The sequence below is a fragment of the Biformimicrobium ophioploci genome (genome assembly GCF_030270605.1).
In the GTDB taxonomy this organism is placed as follows: domain Bacteria; phylum Pseudomonadota; class Gammaproteobacteria; order Pseudomonadales; family Cellvibrionaceae; genus Biformimicrobium; species Biformimicrobium ophioploci.
Window position 1 is genome coordinate 356,618 of sequence record NZ_BSYJ01000003.1, and the last position, 16,121, is coordinate 372,738.

General features: G+C 58.7%; 12 protein-coding genes. 9 read left to right on the forward strand and 3 right to left on the reverse strand.

The window, feature by feature from the left end; genetic code table 11:
- Window positions 1-2: 2 nt before the first annotated feature.
- From sdhA to QSJ80_RS08340, 9 genes are all read left to right on the forward strand, one after another.
- On the forward strand, window positions 3-1,775 hold the full coding sequence (sdhA, locus tag QSJ80_RS08300; RefSeq protein ID WP_285763967.1) for a succinate dehydrogenase flavoprotein subunit: 1,773 nt from the start codon (window positions 3-5) through the stop codon (window positions 1,773-1,775).
- A 17-nt stretch (window positions 1,776-1,792) separates the two neighbouring features.
- The gene (locus QSJ80_RS08305; protein WP_285763968.1) at window positions 1,793-2,497 is read left to right on the forward strand and encodes a succinate dehydrogenase iron-sulfur subunit; all 705 of its coding nucleotides are present in this window, start codon (window positions 1,793-1,795) and stop codon (window positions 2,495-2,497) included.
- 145 nt (window positions 2,498-2,642) lie between these two features.
- Entirely contained in the window at window positions 2,643-5,480 is a 2,838-nt protein-coding gene (locus tag QSJ80_RS08310; protein WP_285763969.1) for a 2-oxoglutarate dehydrogenase E1 component, read from the forward strand.
- Window positions 5,481-5,536: 56 nt separating this feature from the next.
- Window positions 5,537-6,724 (forward strand): 2-oxoglutarate dehydrogenase complex dihydrolipoyllysine-residue succinyltransferase, encoded by a 1,188-nt coding sequence (gene odhB / locus QSJ80_RS08315; RefSeq protein ID WP_285763970.1) that lies wholly within the window; start codon window positions 5,537-5,539, stop codon window positions 6,722-6,724.
- Window positions 6,725-6,838: 114 nt separating this feature from the next.
- Window positions 6,839-8,284, forward strand: a complete 1,446-nt coding sequence (lpdA, locus tag QSJ80_RS08320; RefSeq protein ID WP_285763971.1) for a dihydrolipoyl dehydrogenase — start codon at window positions 6,839-6,841, stop codon at window positions 8,282-8,284.
- A 137-nt stretch (window positions 8,285-8,421) separates the two neighbouring features.
- Window positions 8,422-9,588, forward strand: a complete 1,167-nt coding sequence (gene sucC, locus QSJ80_RS08325) for an ADP-forming succinate--CoA ligase subunit beta (protein WP_285763972.1) — start codon at window positions 8,422-8,424, stop codon at window positions 9,586-9,588.
- Window positions 9,589-10,461 (forward strand): succinate--CoA ligase subunit alpha, encoded by an 873-nt coding sequence (sucD, locus tag QSJ80_RS08330; protein WP_285763973.1) that lies wholly within the window; start codon window positions 9,589-9,591, stop codon window positions 10,459-10,461.
- A gap of 185 nt (window positions 10,462-10,646) precedes the next feature.
- Window positions 10,647-11,096: a hypothetical protein gene (locus tag QSJ80_RS08335; protein ID WP_285763974.1), complete on the forward strand. Its 450-nt coding sequence runs from the start codon at window positions 10,647-10,649 to the stop codon at window positions 11,094-11,096.
- Window positions 11,097-11,274: 178 nt separating this feature from the next.
- Complete coding sequence (locus tag QSJ80_RS08340; RefSeq protein WP_285763975.1) at window positions 11,275-13,077, forward strand: DEAD/DEAH box helicase; 1,803 nt, start codon at window positions 11,275-11,277, stop codon at window positions 13,075-13,077.
- A 27-nt stretch (window positions 13,078-13,104) separates the two neighbouring features.
- Here QSJ80_RS08340 and QSJ80_RS08345 read toward each other — a convergent pair whose 3' ends face one another.
- The 3 genes from QSJ80_RS08345 to QSJ80_RS08355 are packed head-to-tail and all read right to left on the reverse strand — an operon-like array spanning window position 13,105 to window position 16,117.
- Window positions 13,105-14,364, reverse strand: coding sequence for a DSD1 family PLP-dependent enzyme (locus QSJ80_RS08345; RefSeq protein WP_285763976.1), 1,260 nt, complete (start codon window positions 14,362-14,364; stop codon window positions 13,105-13,107).
- Between the two features lie 26 nt (window positions 14,365-14,390).
- Window positions 14,391-15,761 carry a D-arabinono-1,4-lactone oxidase gene (locus tag QSJ80_RS08350; protein WP_285763977.1) on the reverse strand — a complete coding sequence of 457 codons (1,371 nt, stop codon included), beginning with the start codon at window positions 15,759-15,761 and terminating at the stop codon, window positions 14,391-14,393.
- Window positions 15,761-16,117 carry a c-type cytochrome gene (locus tag QSJ80_RS08355; protein WP_285763978.1) on the reverse strand — a complete coding sequence of 119 codons (357 nt, stop codon included), beginning with the start codon at window positions 16,115-16,117 and terminating at the stop codon, window positions 15,761-15,763. Before QSJ80_RS08355 ends, QSJ80_RS08350 begins: the two co-directional genes overlap by 1 nt.
- Window positions 16,118-16,121: the final 4 nt, after the last annotated feature.

The window sequence follows — 16,121 nt, forward strand, 5'->3', positions numbered from 1 at the left end:
GAATGGCGAACATGAGAACAATTTCATTTGACGGGATCGTCGTAGGTGGTGGCGGTGCCGGTATGCGCGCCGCACTGCAGATGGCCCAGTCCGGTTTCAAGACCGCGGTAATCACCAAGGTTTTCCCGACCCGCTCCCACACGGTATCCGCGCAGGGTGGTATCACCTGTGCAATTGCCAGCGATGACCCGAACGACGATTGGCGCTGGCACATGTACGACACCGTCAAGGGTTCCGACTACATCGGTGACCAGGACGCGATCGAGTACATGTGTTCCGTGGGCCCGGAAGCCGTGTTCGAACTGGAACACATGGGCCTGCCGTTCTCCCGTACCGAAAATGGTCGCATCTACCAGCGTCCGTTCGGTGGCCAGTCCAAGGACTTCGGCAAGGGCGGCCAGGCAGCACGTACCTGTGCGGCGGCTGACCGTACCGGCCACGCGCTGCTGCACACCCTGTACCAGGGCAACGTCAAGAACAACACCGTATTCCTGAACGAGTGGTTCGCGGTGGACCTGGTGAAGAACCAGGACGGTGCCGTGGTTGGCGTTATCGCCATGAACATTGAAGACGGCGAAGTGGTCTTTGTTAAGTCCAAGGCGACCGTTCTCGCGACTGGTGGCGCAGGCCGTATCTTCGCCTCCACCACCAACGCACACATCAATACCGGTGACGGCGTGGGCATGGCCCTGCGTGCAGATATCCCGGTACAGGACATGGAATTCTGGCAGTTCCACCCGACCGGCATTGCCGGCGCCGGTGTACTCGTGACAGAGGGCTGTCGCGGTGAAGGCGGCTACCTGGTTAACAAGGACGGCGAGCGCTTCATGGAGCGTTACGCGCCAAACGCCAAGGACCTCGCGAGTCGCGACGTGGTTGCGCGTTCCATGGTCCTGGAAATCCTCGAAGGTCGTGGTTGTGGCCCGGAAGGGGACCACGTGTTCCTGAAGCTGGATCACCTGGGTGAGGAAGCGCTGAATGCCAAGCTGCCGGGCATCCTCGAGCTGTCCCGTACCTTTGCGCACGCGGATCCGGTCAAGGTACCGATCCCGGTTGTGCCGACCTGTCACTACATGATGGGTGGCCTGGCAACCAATATTCACGGCCAGGTCCTGACCCAGGACGCGTCCGGCAATGAAAAGGTTGTCGACGGTATCTATGGCTGTGGTGAAGTGGCCTGTGTATCCGTGCACGGCGCCAACCGTCTTGGCGGCAACTCGCTGCTGGATCTGGTGGTATTCGGCCGCGCATCCGGCCTGTTCATCGAGAAGGCCCTGCGCGAGGGTGTCGAGCACCGTGAAGCTTCCGATTCCGATATCGAAGCGGCCATGGCGCGCCTGGATCGCCTCGAGAACAAGAACGACGGTGAGAAAGCCTCCGACCTGCGCAAGGAACTGCAGAACGTCATGCAGAATCACTTCGGTGTATTCCGTCGTGGTGACTTCATGGCTGAAGGCGTCAAGAAACTGCACGACCTGCGTGAGCGTATCGAAAACGTGCGCCTGGACGACAAGAGCCGTGCATTCAACACCGCCCGTATCGAGGCGCTGGAACTGCAGAACCTGCTGGAAGTTGCAGAAGCAACCGCGGTTGCCGCAGAGACCCGTACTGAAAGCCGCGGTGCGCATGCACGCGAAGACTTCCAGGATCGCGACGATGAAAACTGGCTGTGCCACTCCCTGTACTTCCCGGAAGACAAGCGTGTTGGCAAGCGAGCTGTAAACTTCGCGCCGACCACCATGGAAGCGTTCGAGCCTAAAGCTCGTACTTACTAAGCGGGGGAATAAGAATTATGTTGAACGTAAGCATTTACCGCTATAACCCGGAAACCGATAGCGCCCCGTACATGCAGGACTATCAGGTCGATACCCAGGGTAAGGACATGATGGTGCTGGACGTGCTGGAACTGCTGAAAGCGCAGGATCCGACGCTGGCATTCCGTCGCTCATGCCGCGAGGGTGTGTGCGGTTCCGATGGCATGAACATCTCCGGCAAGAACGGCCTGGCCTGTATCATGCCGCTGTCCGAAGCTGCGCCTAAAGGCAAGCTGGTACTGCGCCCGCTGCCGGGTCTGCCGGTAATCCGCGACCTGGTTGTGGACATGGAGCAGTTCTACGAGCAGTACAAGAAAATTGAACCCTACCTGCAGAACGATACGCCGGCGCCGGCCATCGAGCGTCTGCAGTCGCCGGAAGACCGCGCCAAGCTGGACGGCCTGTACGAGTGCATTCTGTGTGCCTGCTGTTCTACCAGCTGCCCGTCTTTCTGGTGGAACCCGGACAAGTTCATCGGCCCGGCCGGCCTGTTGCAGGCATACCGCTTCCTGGCGGACAGCCGCGATAATGCGACCGACGATCGTCTGGCCAACCTGGACGACCCGTTCAGTGTCTTCCGTTGTCACGGTATCCAGAACTGTGTCAGCGTTTGCCCGAAAGGCCTGAACCCGACTCGTGCGATTGGCCACATCCGCAACATGCTGTTGGCCCGGGGCGTCTAGGCGCCAGAGCAGGCGTAACAAACGCCTTCCAGACACCGCCCTCAGGGCGGGGCAAAAACCGGTACCTTGGTTACCGGTTTTTGCCTGTTTAGCAAGAGTTAACTGATGCAGCGGGAAGCCTGCGCTGCAAATCAAGGTAGGTAAAATGCAAGAAAGCATCATGGAGCAACTGTGGAGCACCTCCCATATCTCAGGGGGAAACGCTGCCTATGTTGAAGAGTTGTACGAGACTTATCTCCACGATCCTCAGTCCCTTCCGGAAGAATGGCGCAGCTACTTCGATAGCCTGCCGCGCATTGATGGCGCGCCGTCTCGCGATGCCTCCCACGCTGCCATTCGCCAGCATTTCGAGTTGCTTGGCAAGAACCGCGCGCGTCCGCTGGTTGCGCCGGGTTCCGGTGCTGTAAACGTAGAGCACGAACTCAAGCAGGTCAAAGTCCTGCAGCTGATCAGTTCCTATCGTCATCGCGGCCACAAGAAGGCCACCCTGGACCCGCTCGGTCTGATGGCGCGTGAGCAGGTGCCGGATCTGCAGCTGAGCTACCACGGCCTGACGGATGGCGACCTCGACACCACTTTCCAGACCGGTGACCTGTTCCTGGGCCAGGCAGAAATGCCGCTGCGCGACATTATTTCTGCGCTGGAGAAAACCTATTGCGGCAATCTGGGTGCAGAGATCATGCACCTGTCCAACCTCGAAGAGCAGCAGTGGTTCCAGCAGCGCCTGGAAAGCACCCAGAGCCATCCGGGCTTCGGCAAGGACGCACAGGTGGAAATCCTGGAGCGCCTGTCTGCGGCGGAAGGTCTCGAGCGTCACCTGGATTCCAAGTACCCGGGCACCAAGCGTTTCGGTGTCGAGGGTGGCGAAAGCATGATCCCGCTGCTGGACGCGTTCATCCGTCGTTCCGGCACCTACGGTGCCAAGGAAGTCGTACTGGGCATGGCCCACCGCGGCCGCCTGAATACGCTGGTCAATATCTGGGGCAAGAACCCGGTTGACCTGTTCGAGGAGTTTGAGGGTAAGAAGACCCTGCACACCTCCGGTGACGTGAAGTACCACCAGGGCTTTTCCTCCAACGTCATGACTCCGGGTGGCGAAGTGCACCTGGCCATGGCGTTCAACCCGTCGCATCTGGAAATCTGTGCGCCGGTAGTGGAAGGTTCCGTGCGTGCACGCCAGGATCGCCGTGGCGACACCACCGGTGACAAGGTTGTACCGATCAACATCCATGGCGATGCCGCATTTGCGGGCCAGGGCGTGGTACAGGAAACCCTGCAGATGTCCCAGACCCGCGGTTACTACACCGGCGGCACCCTGCACATCGTGCTAAACAACCAGGTGGGTTTCACCACGCACAAGCGTGAAGATGCGCGCTCCACCGAATACTGTACCGACGTCGCCAAGATGATCGATGCACCGGTGCTGCATGTAAACGGTGACGACCCGGAAGCGGTGGTGTTCGCCGCGCTGCTGGCGGTGGATTATCGCTACCAGTTCAAGAAAGATATCGTGATCGACCTGGTCTGCTACCGCCGTCGCGGCCACAACGAGACCGACGATCCGTCCGGCACCCAGCCGCTGATGTACCAGGTGATCCGCAAGCACAAGACCACCCGCACCCTGTATGCGGAGAAGCTGGTCAATGCCGGCCTGCTGAGCAAGGCTGAAACCGATACGATTGCCAACGACTACCGCGACAAACTCGACCGCGGCGAAGACGTGGCCTCTGGCCTGGTGAAGGAGCCTGACAGCTCCCTGTTCGTGGACTGGACCCCGTATCTGGATCACGACTGGCGCACCGCTGGTGATACCTCTGTGGAGCTCTCCAAACTGCAGGATATCGCAACCCGCATGACCACCATCCCCGATGGTGTGGTGGTGCAGCGCCAGGTTTCCAAGATCTATGAAGACCGTCGCAAGATGGCCGGCGGTGCGTTGCCGCTGAACTGGGGCATGGCGGAAACGCTTGCCTACGGTACGCTGCTCGAAGAAGGCTACATGGTGCGCCTGACTGGTGAGGACGTGGGTCGCGGTACCTTCTCCCACCGTCATGCTGTCGTGCACAGCCAGAAAGACGGTGCGGCCTACGTACCGCTGCAGAAAATGGCCAGCGACCAGCCGGAGTTCTACATCTACGACTCGCTGCTGTCCGAGGAAGCGGTGCTCGCGTTTGAATACGGCTACGCCACCACCACGCCGAAGTCCCTGATCGTCTGGGAAGCCCAGTTTGGTGACTTCGCCAACGGCGCCCAGGTGGTGATCGACCAGTTCATCACCTCCGGTGAGCACAAGTGGGGCCGTATGTGTGGCCTCACCATGCTGTTGCCGCACGGTTACGAAGGGCAGGGCCCGGAGCACTCTTCTGCGCGCCTCGAGCGTTACATGCAGCTGTGCGCCGAGCACAACATCCAGGTTTGTATCCCGACCACGCCGGCACAGATCTTCCACCTGCTGCGTCGCCAGGCCATTCGCCCGATGCGCCGCCCGCTGGTGATCATGAGTCCGAAGTGGATCCTGCGTCACAAGCTCGCGACGTCCACCCTGGAAGAGCTGTCCGGCGGAGAGTTCCAGACGGTCATCCAGGACGAGGCTGTCGATCCGGCCAAGGTCAAGCGCCTGGTGCTGTGTTCCGGCAAGGTCTACTACCACCTACTGGAAGCACGTATGGAGCGCGAGCAGGACGACGTGGCATTTGTGCGTATCGAGCAGCTGTACCCCTTCCCGGACGAGCGCTTTGCCGAAGTGCTGAAGCCGTACACCAACCTGCAGGATGTGGTGTGGTGTCAGGAAGAGCCGATGAACCAGGGTGCCTGGTATCACAGCCAGCACCACATGCGCCGCGTGATTGCCGAGCACGATGAAAAGCTGTACCTGCACTACGTGGGTCGTGAAGCGTCTGCTGCTCCGGCATCCGGTTACATGTCCACGCACCTGGAAGAACAGAATCAATTCATCAACGAGGCGCTGACCATCACCAAATAGGTGTTGCAAGCGGAACAAAAGAGTAAATAGAGCGAACACTCTCAGGAACAGGAACGATGACAATCGAAATTAAAGCGCCAACCTTTCCAGAATCCGTACAGGACGGCACTGTTTCCACCTGGCACAAGCAACCGGGTGAAGCGGTTTCCCGTGATGAACTGATCGTTGATATTGAAACAGACAAGGTTGTGCTGGAGGTTGTTGCTCCGGCCGACGGCGCGCTGACCGAAATCATCAAGGGCGAGGGCGATACCGTCCTGTCCAACGAAGTAATCGCCAAGTTTGAAGCGGGCGCAGGCGCTGCGCCGTCTGCCGAAGCTGAAGAGGCCCCGGCTGCGGAAGCCGCAGCACCGGCGGCAGCGGGCGAAAAGATCGCCATGCCGTCTGCCAAGAAAATGGCGGCGGAGAAGGGCGTTGATATCGCCGCGGTTGAAGGCACCGGCAAAGGCGGCCGCGTACTGAAAGAAGACGTGATGAAGGCGGGTTCCGCACCGGCTGCTGCTGCAACTGCAGCTGCGGCGGTAGACGTACCGGCTGGCGAGCGCGTTGAGAAGCGTGTGCCGATGACCCGCCTGCGCAAGCGCATCGCCGAGCGCCTGCTGGATGCGACCCAGTCCACCGCCATGCTGACCACGTTCAACGAGGTCAACATGAAGCCGATCATGGACCTGCGCAAGAGCTACAAGGATCTGTTCGAGAAGAAGCACAACGGCACCCGCCTCGGCTTCATGGGCTTCTTTGTGAAAGCGGCCACCGAAGCGCTGAAGCGCTACCCGGCGGTAAACGCTTCCATCGATGGCAACGATATCGTGTACCACGGTTACCAGGATGTGGGCGTTGCGGTTTCCACCGAGAAAGGCCTGGTGGTTCCGGTACTGCGCAACTCTGAAAACATGGGCCTCGCGGACATCGAGAATACCATTCGCGACTACGCGATTCGTGCCCAGGCCGGCAAGCTCGGCATCGAGGAAATGACTGGTGGTACCTTCACCATCACCAACGGTGGTACCTTCGGCTCTCTGCTGTCTACCCCGATCCTGAACCCGCCGCAGACTGCGATCCTGGGCATGCACAAGATTCAGGAACGCCCGATGGCGGTAAACGGCAAGGTGGAAATCCTGCCGATGATGTACCTGGCGCTGTCTTATGACCACCGCCTGATCGACGGTAAGGAAGCGGTTGGCTTCCTGGTGGCGATCAAGGAAATGATCGAGGATCCGGCACGCATCCTGCTGGAAATCTAAAGGTATTTATAAGCGTTTTTCAAAACGCTAACCGGCAGGCGCCCGCCAAGGCGGGGCCTTGCCATACCGGCTGAGGCCGGAGACTCAAGACCAATTTCAACTCTGGAACAGACTATGTCCGAAAAATTCGACGTTATCGTAATCGGCTCCGGCCCGGGCGGCTACGTAGCGGCCATCCGCGCTGCGCAGCTGGGTTTGAAAACTGCCTGTGTCGAAAAATGGCGCAACAAGGACGGCAAGGGCGTTAATGGCGGCACCTGCCTGAACGTTGGCTGTATTCCTTCCAAGGCGCTGCTGGACAGTTCCCACAAGTACCACGAAGCCAAAGACGACTTTGACGTGCACGGTATCACCGTTGGCGACATCAAGATGGATGTGCCGGCGATGATCAAGCGCAAGGACGAGATCGTGGGCAAGCTGACCGGCGGCGTGGCCGGCCTGTTCATGGCCAACAAGGTGACCTCCCTTTGGGGTACCGGCAAGCTGCTGGCTGGCAAGAAAGTGGAAGTTACCGACCACGACGGCAACGCTACAGTCTACGAAGCAGACAACGTGATCCTGGCGTCAGGTTCCGTGCCGGTGAACATTCCGCCTGCGCCGGTAGACGACAAGATTATTGTCGACTCCACGGGTGCACTGGAATTTACCGAAGTGCCGAAGCGCCTCGGCGTCATCGGTGCCGGCGTGATCGGCCTGGAGCTGGGTTCTGTCTGGAGCCGTCTGGGTTCTGACGTCGTGGTACTGGAAGCCATGGACAATTTCCTGGCCATCATGGACCAGCAGATTGCCAAGGAATCCCAGAAGATATTCAAGAAGCAGGGCCTGGACATCCGTCTTTCCTGCCGTGTAACCGGCAGCGAAGTGAAGGGCGATGAAGTTACTGTGACTTACCAGGACAAGGATGGTAACGAGCAGACCGAGACTTTCGACAAGCTGATCGTCTGTGTTGGCCGTCGTCCTTACACTGAAGGCCTGCTGGCTGAAGATGCGGGCGTCAAGATGGACGAGCGCGGCTTCATCTACGTCAACGACTTGTGCAGCACTTCTGCGCCGGGCGTCTGGGCCGTGGGTGATGTGGTACGCGGCCCGATGCTGGCCCACAAGGCGTCTGAAGAGGGCGTTGTGGTTGCCGAGCGTATTGCCGGCCAGAAGCCTATGATGAATTACGACGTGATCCCGAACGTGATCTATACCCACCCGGAGATCGCTGCAGTTGGCCGCACTGAAGAGCAGGTGAAAGCGGACGGAGAACCCTACAATGTAGGCCTGTTCCCGTTTGCAGCGTCTGGCCGCGCCATGGCTGCGAACGATACTCAGGGCATGGTGAAGATCATCGCCCACGCTGAGACCGACCGTGTGCTGGGTGCTCACATTGTGGGCCCGTCTGCCGCTGATCTGGTGCAGCAGGTGGCGATTGCGATGGAGTTCGGCTCCAGCGCTGAAGATATCGGTATGACCGTGTTTGGCCACCCGACTCTGTCCGAGTGTGTCAAAGAGGCAGCACTCGCGGCCAACGGTCACGCGATTCACATCGCCAACCGCAAGAAGCGCAAGAAGTAAGCGCGAGATTTAGAAAACCGGGGCGGTGACGAACTGTCCCGGTATTTTTTTGGTGCAGCATTTCAAATTCCGCCAAGAGAAGTGAAAAGGCTGCAAGGTTCAATACACAGAACGTGTAGGAATATTGGTAGGAACTTATGAACTTGCATGAGTATCAGGGCAAGCAACTGTTTGCTGAATACGGATTGCCTGTTTCCCAGGGGATCGCAGTAGACACCCCGGCGGCAGCGGCAGCAGCGGCAAAAGAAATTGGCGGAAATAAGTGGGTTGTAAAGGCCCAGGTGCACGCTGGTGGCCGCGGAAAGGCTGGCGGTGTAAAGCTGGTAGACAGCCCGGCAGAAGCGGAAGAGTTTGCGAAGAAGTGGCTGGGTGAAAACCTGGTAACTTACCAGACTGACGAGAATGGCCAGCCGGTATCCAAGATCCTGGTTGAAGACTGCACTGACATTGCTCAGGAGCTGTACCTGGGCGCGGTCGTTGACCGTTCTACCCGTCGCATCGTTTTCATGGCGTCCACAGAGGGCGGCGTTGAAATCGAGAAGGTTGCGGAAGAGACTCCGGAAAAAATCCTGAAGGCCACTATCGACCCGCTGACCGGTGCGCAGCCGTACCAGGCGCGCGATCTGGCGTTCAAGCTGGGCCTGAATGCGACCCAGGTCAAGCAGTTCACCAAGATCTTCCTGGGCCTCGCCAAGATGTTCGAAGAGAAGGATCTGGCGCTGCTGGAAATCAACCCGCTGGTAATCACTGACGAAGGCAACCTGCACTGCCTGGACGCCAAGATCGTGATCGACAGCAATGCCCTGTACCGTCAGCCGGCCCTGCGTGAAATGCACGACCCGAGCCAGGAAGACGCGCGCGAAGCGCACGCGGCCAAGTGGGACCTGAACTACGTGGCACTGGATGGCAACATCGGCTGCATGGTGAACGGTGCTGGCCTGGCCATGGGCACCATGGACATCGTGAACCTGCACGGCGGCAGCCCTGCAAACTTCCTGGACGTTGGCGGCGGCGCGACTAAAGAGCGTGTTGTTGAAGCGTTCAAGATCATTCTGTCTGACGAGAATGTGAAGGCAGTTCTGATCAACATCTTCGGCGGTATCGTACGCTGTGACCTGATTGCGGAAGGCGTAATCGGTGCGGTTGAAGAAGTTGGCGTTAAGGTACCGGTTGTTTGCCGCCTGGAAGGTAACAACGCGGAGCTGGGCTCCAAGGTGCTGGAAGAAAGCGGTCTGAACATCATTGCTGCGAGCAGCCTGACCGATGCCGCTCAGAAAGTGGTAGCTGCTGCGGAGGGCAAATAAATGAGCGTTCTGATCAATAAAGACACCAAGGTAATCTGTCAGGGCTTTACTGGCGGCCAGGGTACCTTCCACTCCGAGCAGGCGATTGCTTACGGCACCAAGATGGTTGGTGGTGTAACGCCGGGCAAGGGCGGTCAGACTCACCTGGGCCTGCCGGTGTTCAACACCGTAGCAGAAGCCGTGGCAGCGACCGGTGCGGAAGCCTCCGTGATCTACGTACCGGCACCGTTCTGTAAGGACTCCATCCTGGAAGCGGCCAATGGCGGTATCAAGCTGATCGTTTGTATCACCGAAGGTATCCCGACCATCGACATGCTCGAGTGCAAGGTCAAGTGTGACGAGCTGGGCGTACGCCTGATCGGCCCGAACTGCCCGGGTGTGATCACTCCGGGTGAGTGCAAGATCGGCATTATGCCGGGCCACATCCACAAGCCGGGCAAGGTCGGTATCGTATCCCGTTCCGGCACACTGACTTATGAAGCAGTGAAGCAGACCACTGATTACGGCTTCGGCCAGTCCACCTGTGTGGGCATCGGTGGCGACCCGATTCCGGGCTCCAACTTCATCGACATCCTGGAAATGTTCCAGAATGACCCGCAGACCGAAGCGATCGTAATGATCGGTGAGATCGGCGGCACCGCAGAAGAAGAAGCCGCTGCGTACATCAAGGAAAACGTCACCAAGCCGGTGGTTTCCTACATCGCAGGCGTGACTGCACCTCCGGGCAAGCGTATGGGCCACGCTGGTGCGATCATCTCCGGCGGCAAGGGTACTGCGGACGAGAAGTTTGCGGCACTCGAAGACGCAGGCGTCAAGACTGTGCGTTCACTCGCGCAGATCGGCGATGCGCTGAAAGAGGTTACCGGCTGGTAAGTTCATTACTGCTGCAAACCTTGCGAAAGGCCGCTCACAGAGCGGCCTTTTTTTATGCTTGCACGCCCGCTAATCGCGAATGGAACTATGGGCGCCCGGCGCATCAATCATCCACCTGCTAGGCTTGAGGTATCGCGTGGCAGAACTGTCGCGAGACAACTGGTTCAGGCAAACAGGTATCCGATATGTGGCAAGTAATGCGTAAGGGTGGTTATCTCGCATTGGCGCTGGTGGTTCTGCTGCTGGCTGCAGGGCAGGTCAGTGCGGACGCGCACAAGAAAAAGGGGCTGGGTGCCGATTTCTGGGAAAAGTATGCAGATATCACTGACTGGATGACCCTGGAAATGAAGTTGACGCCGGAGCAAGAGAAGAAGGTGTTACCGATGTTGCAGGACAGCTTCAAGAGCAAGGTTCAGGTACTCAAGGACTACGGTTTTGAGGTTGGCAAGAAACCCGAGTTGAGCTGCGAACAGATCCTGGAGATCGATGAGAAAATATTGAAAGTGCGGGTGGAAACCGTGAAAAAAGTGAAGCCGGAACTGTCCGAAGAGCAGGTGCAGTCCTATATCGATATTGTCCGCGGCTTCCATATGGATATGAAGGAACGCCTGCTGGATCTGGAGAAGGGACACTGAGGCGTCAGGTAAAACCGGAAATACTGGTCGAATTTCGTCCACCGACCTGTTAGACTCCGCTGCCGCATTTGAACAGGGTGTGACTGATGGTCACGCCCTTTTCTATGCTTCAAATATACCAGACGCATTTCCACGGTGAGTAACGACACGGCGATGTGTCTCCTCAGGTGATGTGTAAATGACTGATAATTCCCAGGTAACCAGCTTTGACGAGCTGGGCCTTCCCTCGTCCATCCTCGACGCTATCCGTAAAGTCGGGTATGAGACGCCGTCCCCGATCCAGGCTGCGACTATCCCGCACCTGCTCGAGGGGCGCGATGTGCTGGGCCTTGCCCAGACCGGTACCGGCAAGACGGCTGCTTTTGCGTTGCCGATTCTCGCCAATATCGATTTGCGCCAGAAATCCCCGCAGGTACTGGTACTGGCGCCTACCCGTGAGCTGGCCATCCAGGTTGCCGAAGCCTTCCAGACTTACGCGCAGGGCATCCGCGATTTCCACGTTGCTGCGATCTACGGTGGTGCCGACTACCGCGGCCAGCTGCGCCAGCTGAAGCGCGGCGCACACGTGATTGTAGGTACCCCCGGACGGGTAATGGACCATATGCGTCGCGGTTCACTGGATATTTCCGAGCTGCGTACCATGGTGCTCGATGAAGCCGACGAAATGCTGCGCATGGGCTTTATTGACGATGTGCGCTGGATCCTCGATCACGCGCCGGAAGAGCGTCAGGTGGCACTCTTCTCCGCCACCATGCCCAAGGAAATCCACGCGATCGTCGGCGACTACCTGAACGATCCGGCGGAGGTGAAGTTCCAGGTCAAGACGCGCACGGCGGAAACCATCCGCCAGCGCTTTATGATTGTGAGTAATGCGCGCAAGATGGAAGTGCTCACGCGCATCCTTGAGGCCGAGCCTGTAGACGGCATGATCATCTTTGTGCGCACCAAAAATGCCACGGTGGAAGTGTCTGACAAGCTTTCTGCGCGCGGTTTTGCCAGCTCGGCGCTGAATGGCGACATGGCGCAGAATCTGCGCGAAAACGTAATCGACAAGCTGAAGAAAGGCCGCCTGGATATCGTGGTTGCCACCGACGTTGCCGCGCGCGGTATCGACGTCGAGCGTATCAGCCACGTGATCAATTTCGATATCCCTTACGATGCCGAAGCCTATGTGCACCGCATCGGTCGTACCGGCCGTGCGGGCCGAGAGGGCGACGCTATCCTGTTTGTGGCGCCGCGTGAGAAGCGCATGCTCAGTATTATCGAGCGCGCCACCCGCAAGCAGCTGGAGCAGCTTGAGCTGCCGAGCGTCGACAAGATCAACGATGTGCGTATCGCCAAGTTCCGCCAGCGGATCAGCGATACCATTACTTCTTCCTCAGAAGTCAGCTTCTTCCGTGACATGCTGATGGAATACATCCGCGAGCACGACCTGGCACCAGAGGATGTTGCCGCGGCACTCGCGGTCATGGCACAGGGCGACCAGCCGCTGATTCTCAAAGAGGAAATGCCGGCTCCGCGTGAGCGCCGCGAACGTGAGCCACGCGAGCGCCGGGAGCGCGGTGAGCGGGGCGACAGGGGTGAAAGACCGCGTCGCAGGGACAAGAGCCTGGCAAGCGCACCGGCCGCAGATGAAGGTTCCGAGCGTTTCCGCATCTTTGTCGGCCATGAGCACGGCGCCAAGCCCGGCAACATTGTTGGTGCCATAGCCAACGAGGCTGGCATTGATGCCAGCTATATCGGCCGTATCGAAATCTATGACCGTTTCTCCACCGTGGATCTGCCGGAAGGCATGCCGAAAGAAGTATTTCAGCACCTGAAAAAAGTGCGGGTGGCCGGTGAGGCATTGAAAATCATCCACGAGAAGGACGCGCCGGATACCCCGGACGACAGCTTCCGCTCCAAGCCGCGCCGCAAGCCGGACCTCAAGCGCAAGCCGGACTTCAAGAAAAAGCAGGGTTTCAACAAGAAACGCGACTAAAAAAATGGCGCCCCTCGGGGCGCCATTTTACGTTTGGGAAAACACCGGCCAGTAGGCCTGAACTTTTCCGTCTTCAAAAACAGCCAGATCGCCAAACTGCAGGAATACAAATTCACTTTGGGTTGGGCGCAGGAATACCCAGTCGTCCACCCGTAGATCGGTGGCTTCTGAGCCGTTGAGCATTTCCTGGTTGGTGGAGCGGCCGTAGAGCGGGTTTACGCTGAGGCCGGCTGGCGACACCGGCTCGGCTTTCCATGCACCGCCATAGGTGAACACGGTGCGCCTACGGTTGGGATCCCAAAGGGACTGCAATGGCCCCAGGTTGATGCCCGGTATCTGAACGCTGCCAGTGCTCTTAAGGACTGGTGTGGCGATATACGAAGCGGGGACATGGTCGGCCAGCGTCGGTATGTCAAAGTCGGACGGTTTGACCAGGCACGATCCCGCAGCCAGTTCATTGAAGGGATAGTCGCCGTGATTGTAGAGCTGGTAGGTCGGGCTGCCGGCACAATTGAGAATCACATCCCCGGGCCAGTCGTCGCCGAGGTGTGACTTCGCAAGCTCCACGTAATGGCTATATGCCGTCATGGCCTTATCCCGGTAGGTCTCGGGATTGCCCGGGACTTTCACTACGTGGGGTTCGTAGCCCATCAGCCCGGTAAACTGGAGGTGGCTGGCCGACCGGATTTCATCCAGCATCTTTAGTAGTTGCGTGTCTGTCTGCACACCGCCTCGATGCAGGCCGACATCCAGCTCGATGCATACCTGCAGCTGCTCATTGAGTTCTGCCGCAAGGCGAGCGTATTGTTGCACCCGCGCTGGCGTATCCATCAGCCAGTGCAACTGCCGCGATGGATTGAAGGTTGTATTTGGCCGCTGTTGGTAGAAAGCTGCCGCGGCCGCAACCGGCATAGGTTTGCCGAGCAGGACGTCGGCTTCGGGCAAATCTTCAGCGACGCGACTGATAAATGGCTGATGAAACAACATCAGCCGGTTGCTACCTGAAATCTGCATGACTTCGCGGAGCAAGGGAATTGAGGGCAGGGACTTGGCCACGATACGATACGCAAAGCGATTGTCGATGTGGCCAAGCAGGGTGTCGATATTCGCGCGCAGTAGCTTCCTGTCGATCACCAGACGCGGCCCGCTATGACCGGCGCTGTCCAGCGCCGAGCTCAGAGTGCGGAAGTAGGGGGCGTGCGGTGCACCCCGGTCACTCGGGCGGAGCAGGAGGCCTGCTCCAGCGGCGCCGGCCAGCCCACCCAAAAGCAGCGTACGTCGTTTCATCCAGGCTCCAAAGTCAATAAAAGCCGTTAGCCAAACAGGCCGTGCAGGTAATCGTTCAGGAAGCGGCCGTGCGGGTCGAGCTCACGGCGCACGGCTGCGAAGTCGTCCCAGCGAGGGTACAGGGCGCGCAATTGTTCCCCGTTCAGGGTGTTGAGCTTACCCCAATGCGGGCGGCCCTGATATTTCTGCAGGATCGGCTCGATGGTCTGGAAGTAGGGCTGGAAATCTTCTTCGAAGTAGCGGTGTACCGCGATGGAGATACTGTCGCGCTTGTAGAAGGGGCTCAGCCACATATCATCGCCTTTTACAAAGCGCACTTCGATCGGGAAGAATACCTCATGGTGTTGCGACTCCAGCGCGTCGCGGATTTCTTTTAGTGCCTGCAGGCCGGTTTCCCGAGGCAGGTGGTATTCCATCTCGTTGAATCGTACGTTGCGCTCGCTGGTGTAGTTTTTCCACGACCGCTCGATGGTGATCTCGTCCGGTACCGTCCTGGCGTAGCTCCCGAGGATCAGTTCCCGCAGGCCCGGGGACCAGGAAAGCCAGTCCCGCGCAGTCTTAAGCTCCATTGCCCCTTCATTGCTATCCAGCTTTTCCGTACTGCTGATTGGCTCATCAGTGAGATCATGTGCATCGGTAAAGCCCATGCCGGAGAACGGGATATAGTAGAACTCAAAATTGCGGTGAGCATCCGCCATGTCTTGGGCGATTTCGAGAATTTCGTCAAACTCGCGCCAGACAGTTTCCCGGCGCAGTCGGTAGGTGGCCTGGTTTTGCATGCGCACCTGAGTAATAACACCCAGGCTTCCCAGAGAAACCCGGGCAGCCTCGAAGACCTCGGGATTATTCTGCGCATCGCAGTCGACCAGCGTGCCGTCTGCGGTAACCAGCTGTAAGCCGGTTACATAGGCGGACAGGCAGCTCAGACCGGCGCCGGTGCCGTGCGTGGCAGTGGCCAGGCACCCGGCAAGGGACTGCGCATCAATATCAGGCATGTTAATGAGGGCCTGTCCCTGCTCACTAAGGGGCTGGCCGATTTCACCGAGTCGGGTGCCGGCCATGATGGTCGCCTGTAGTTTCTCGTCATCGTGATCGACAACGCCACTCAGGCGGGATAGGGAAACAATGGTGTGATCGGTAGGGACTAGCGGGGTGAAAGAATGTCCCGCGCCTACCGGGCGAACAATACCCCGAGTGGACGCCAGTAATTCCTGCAGCTCCGCCACAGATGCCGGGGCCTTGCGAGATTCCGGGAAGCACTGCTGCGATCCCGACCAGTTGCGCCAGGGGAGGCGACGTTTACCTCCGCCGGTTTGTGCCAATGCACCGAGTGGCGCAAGTTGGGTACCAATGGCTGCGGCGACCATCGCGCTGAGCATTGTGCGGCGTGTGAGCATCAGTCTTTTCCTCTGGCCATAAATTCGATCAGGGCCTCGAACTGATCCAGGTCGCAGTCCATGCACATACCGAAGGGCGGCATGCCCCCTGAGCCATTCACGACATTGTTCACCAGTGTGTCCATGCCTTTTTCCAGACGCGGCGACCAGCCTGCCACATCGCCGGTCAGCGGCGCGCCGGTCGCAGCAACGGTATGGCAGCTTCTGCAACTGCGGCTGTAGATTTCTGCCAGCGCCGGGTCTGCCGGTTGTAGTACCTGGCTTGTTGCCTGATCAAACTCCGTGGTGCTACCCATATCCTTACCGCAGCCAGCAGTGAACGCAATCAGGGCAATAAGTATTACGCGAATCATCATCACA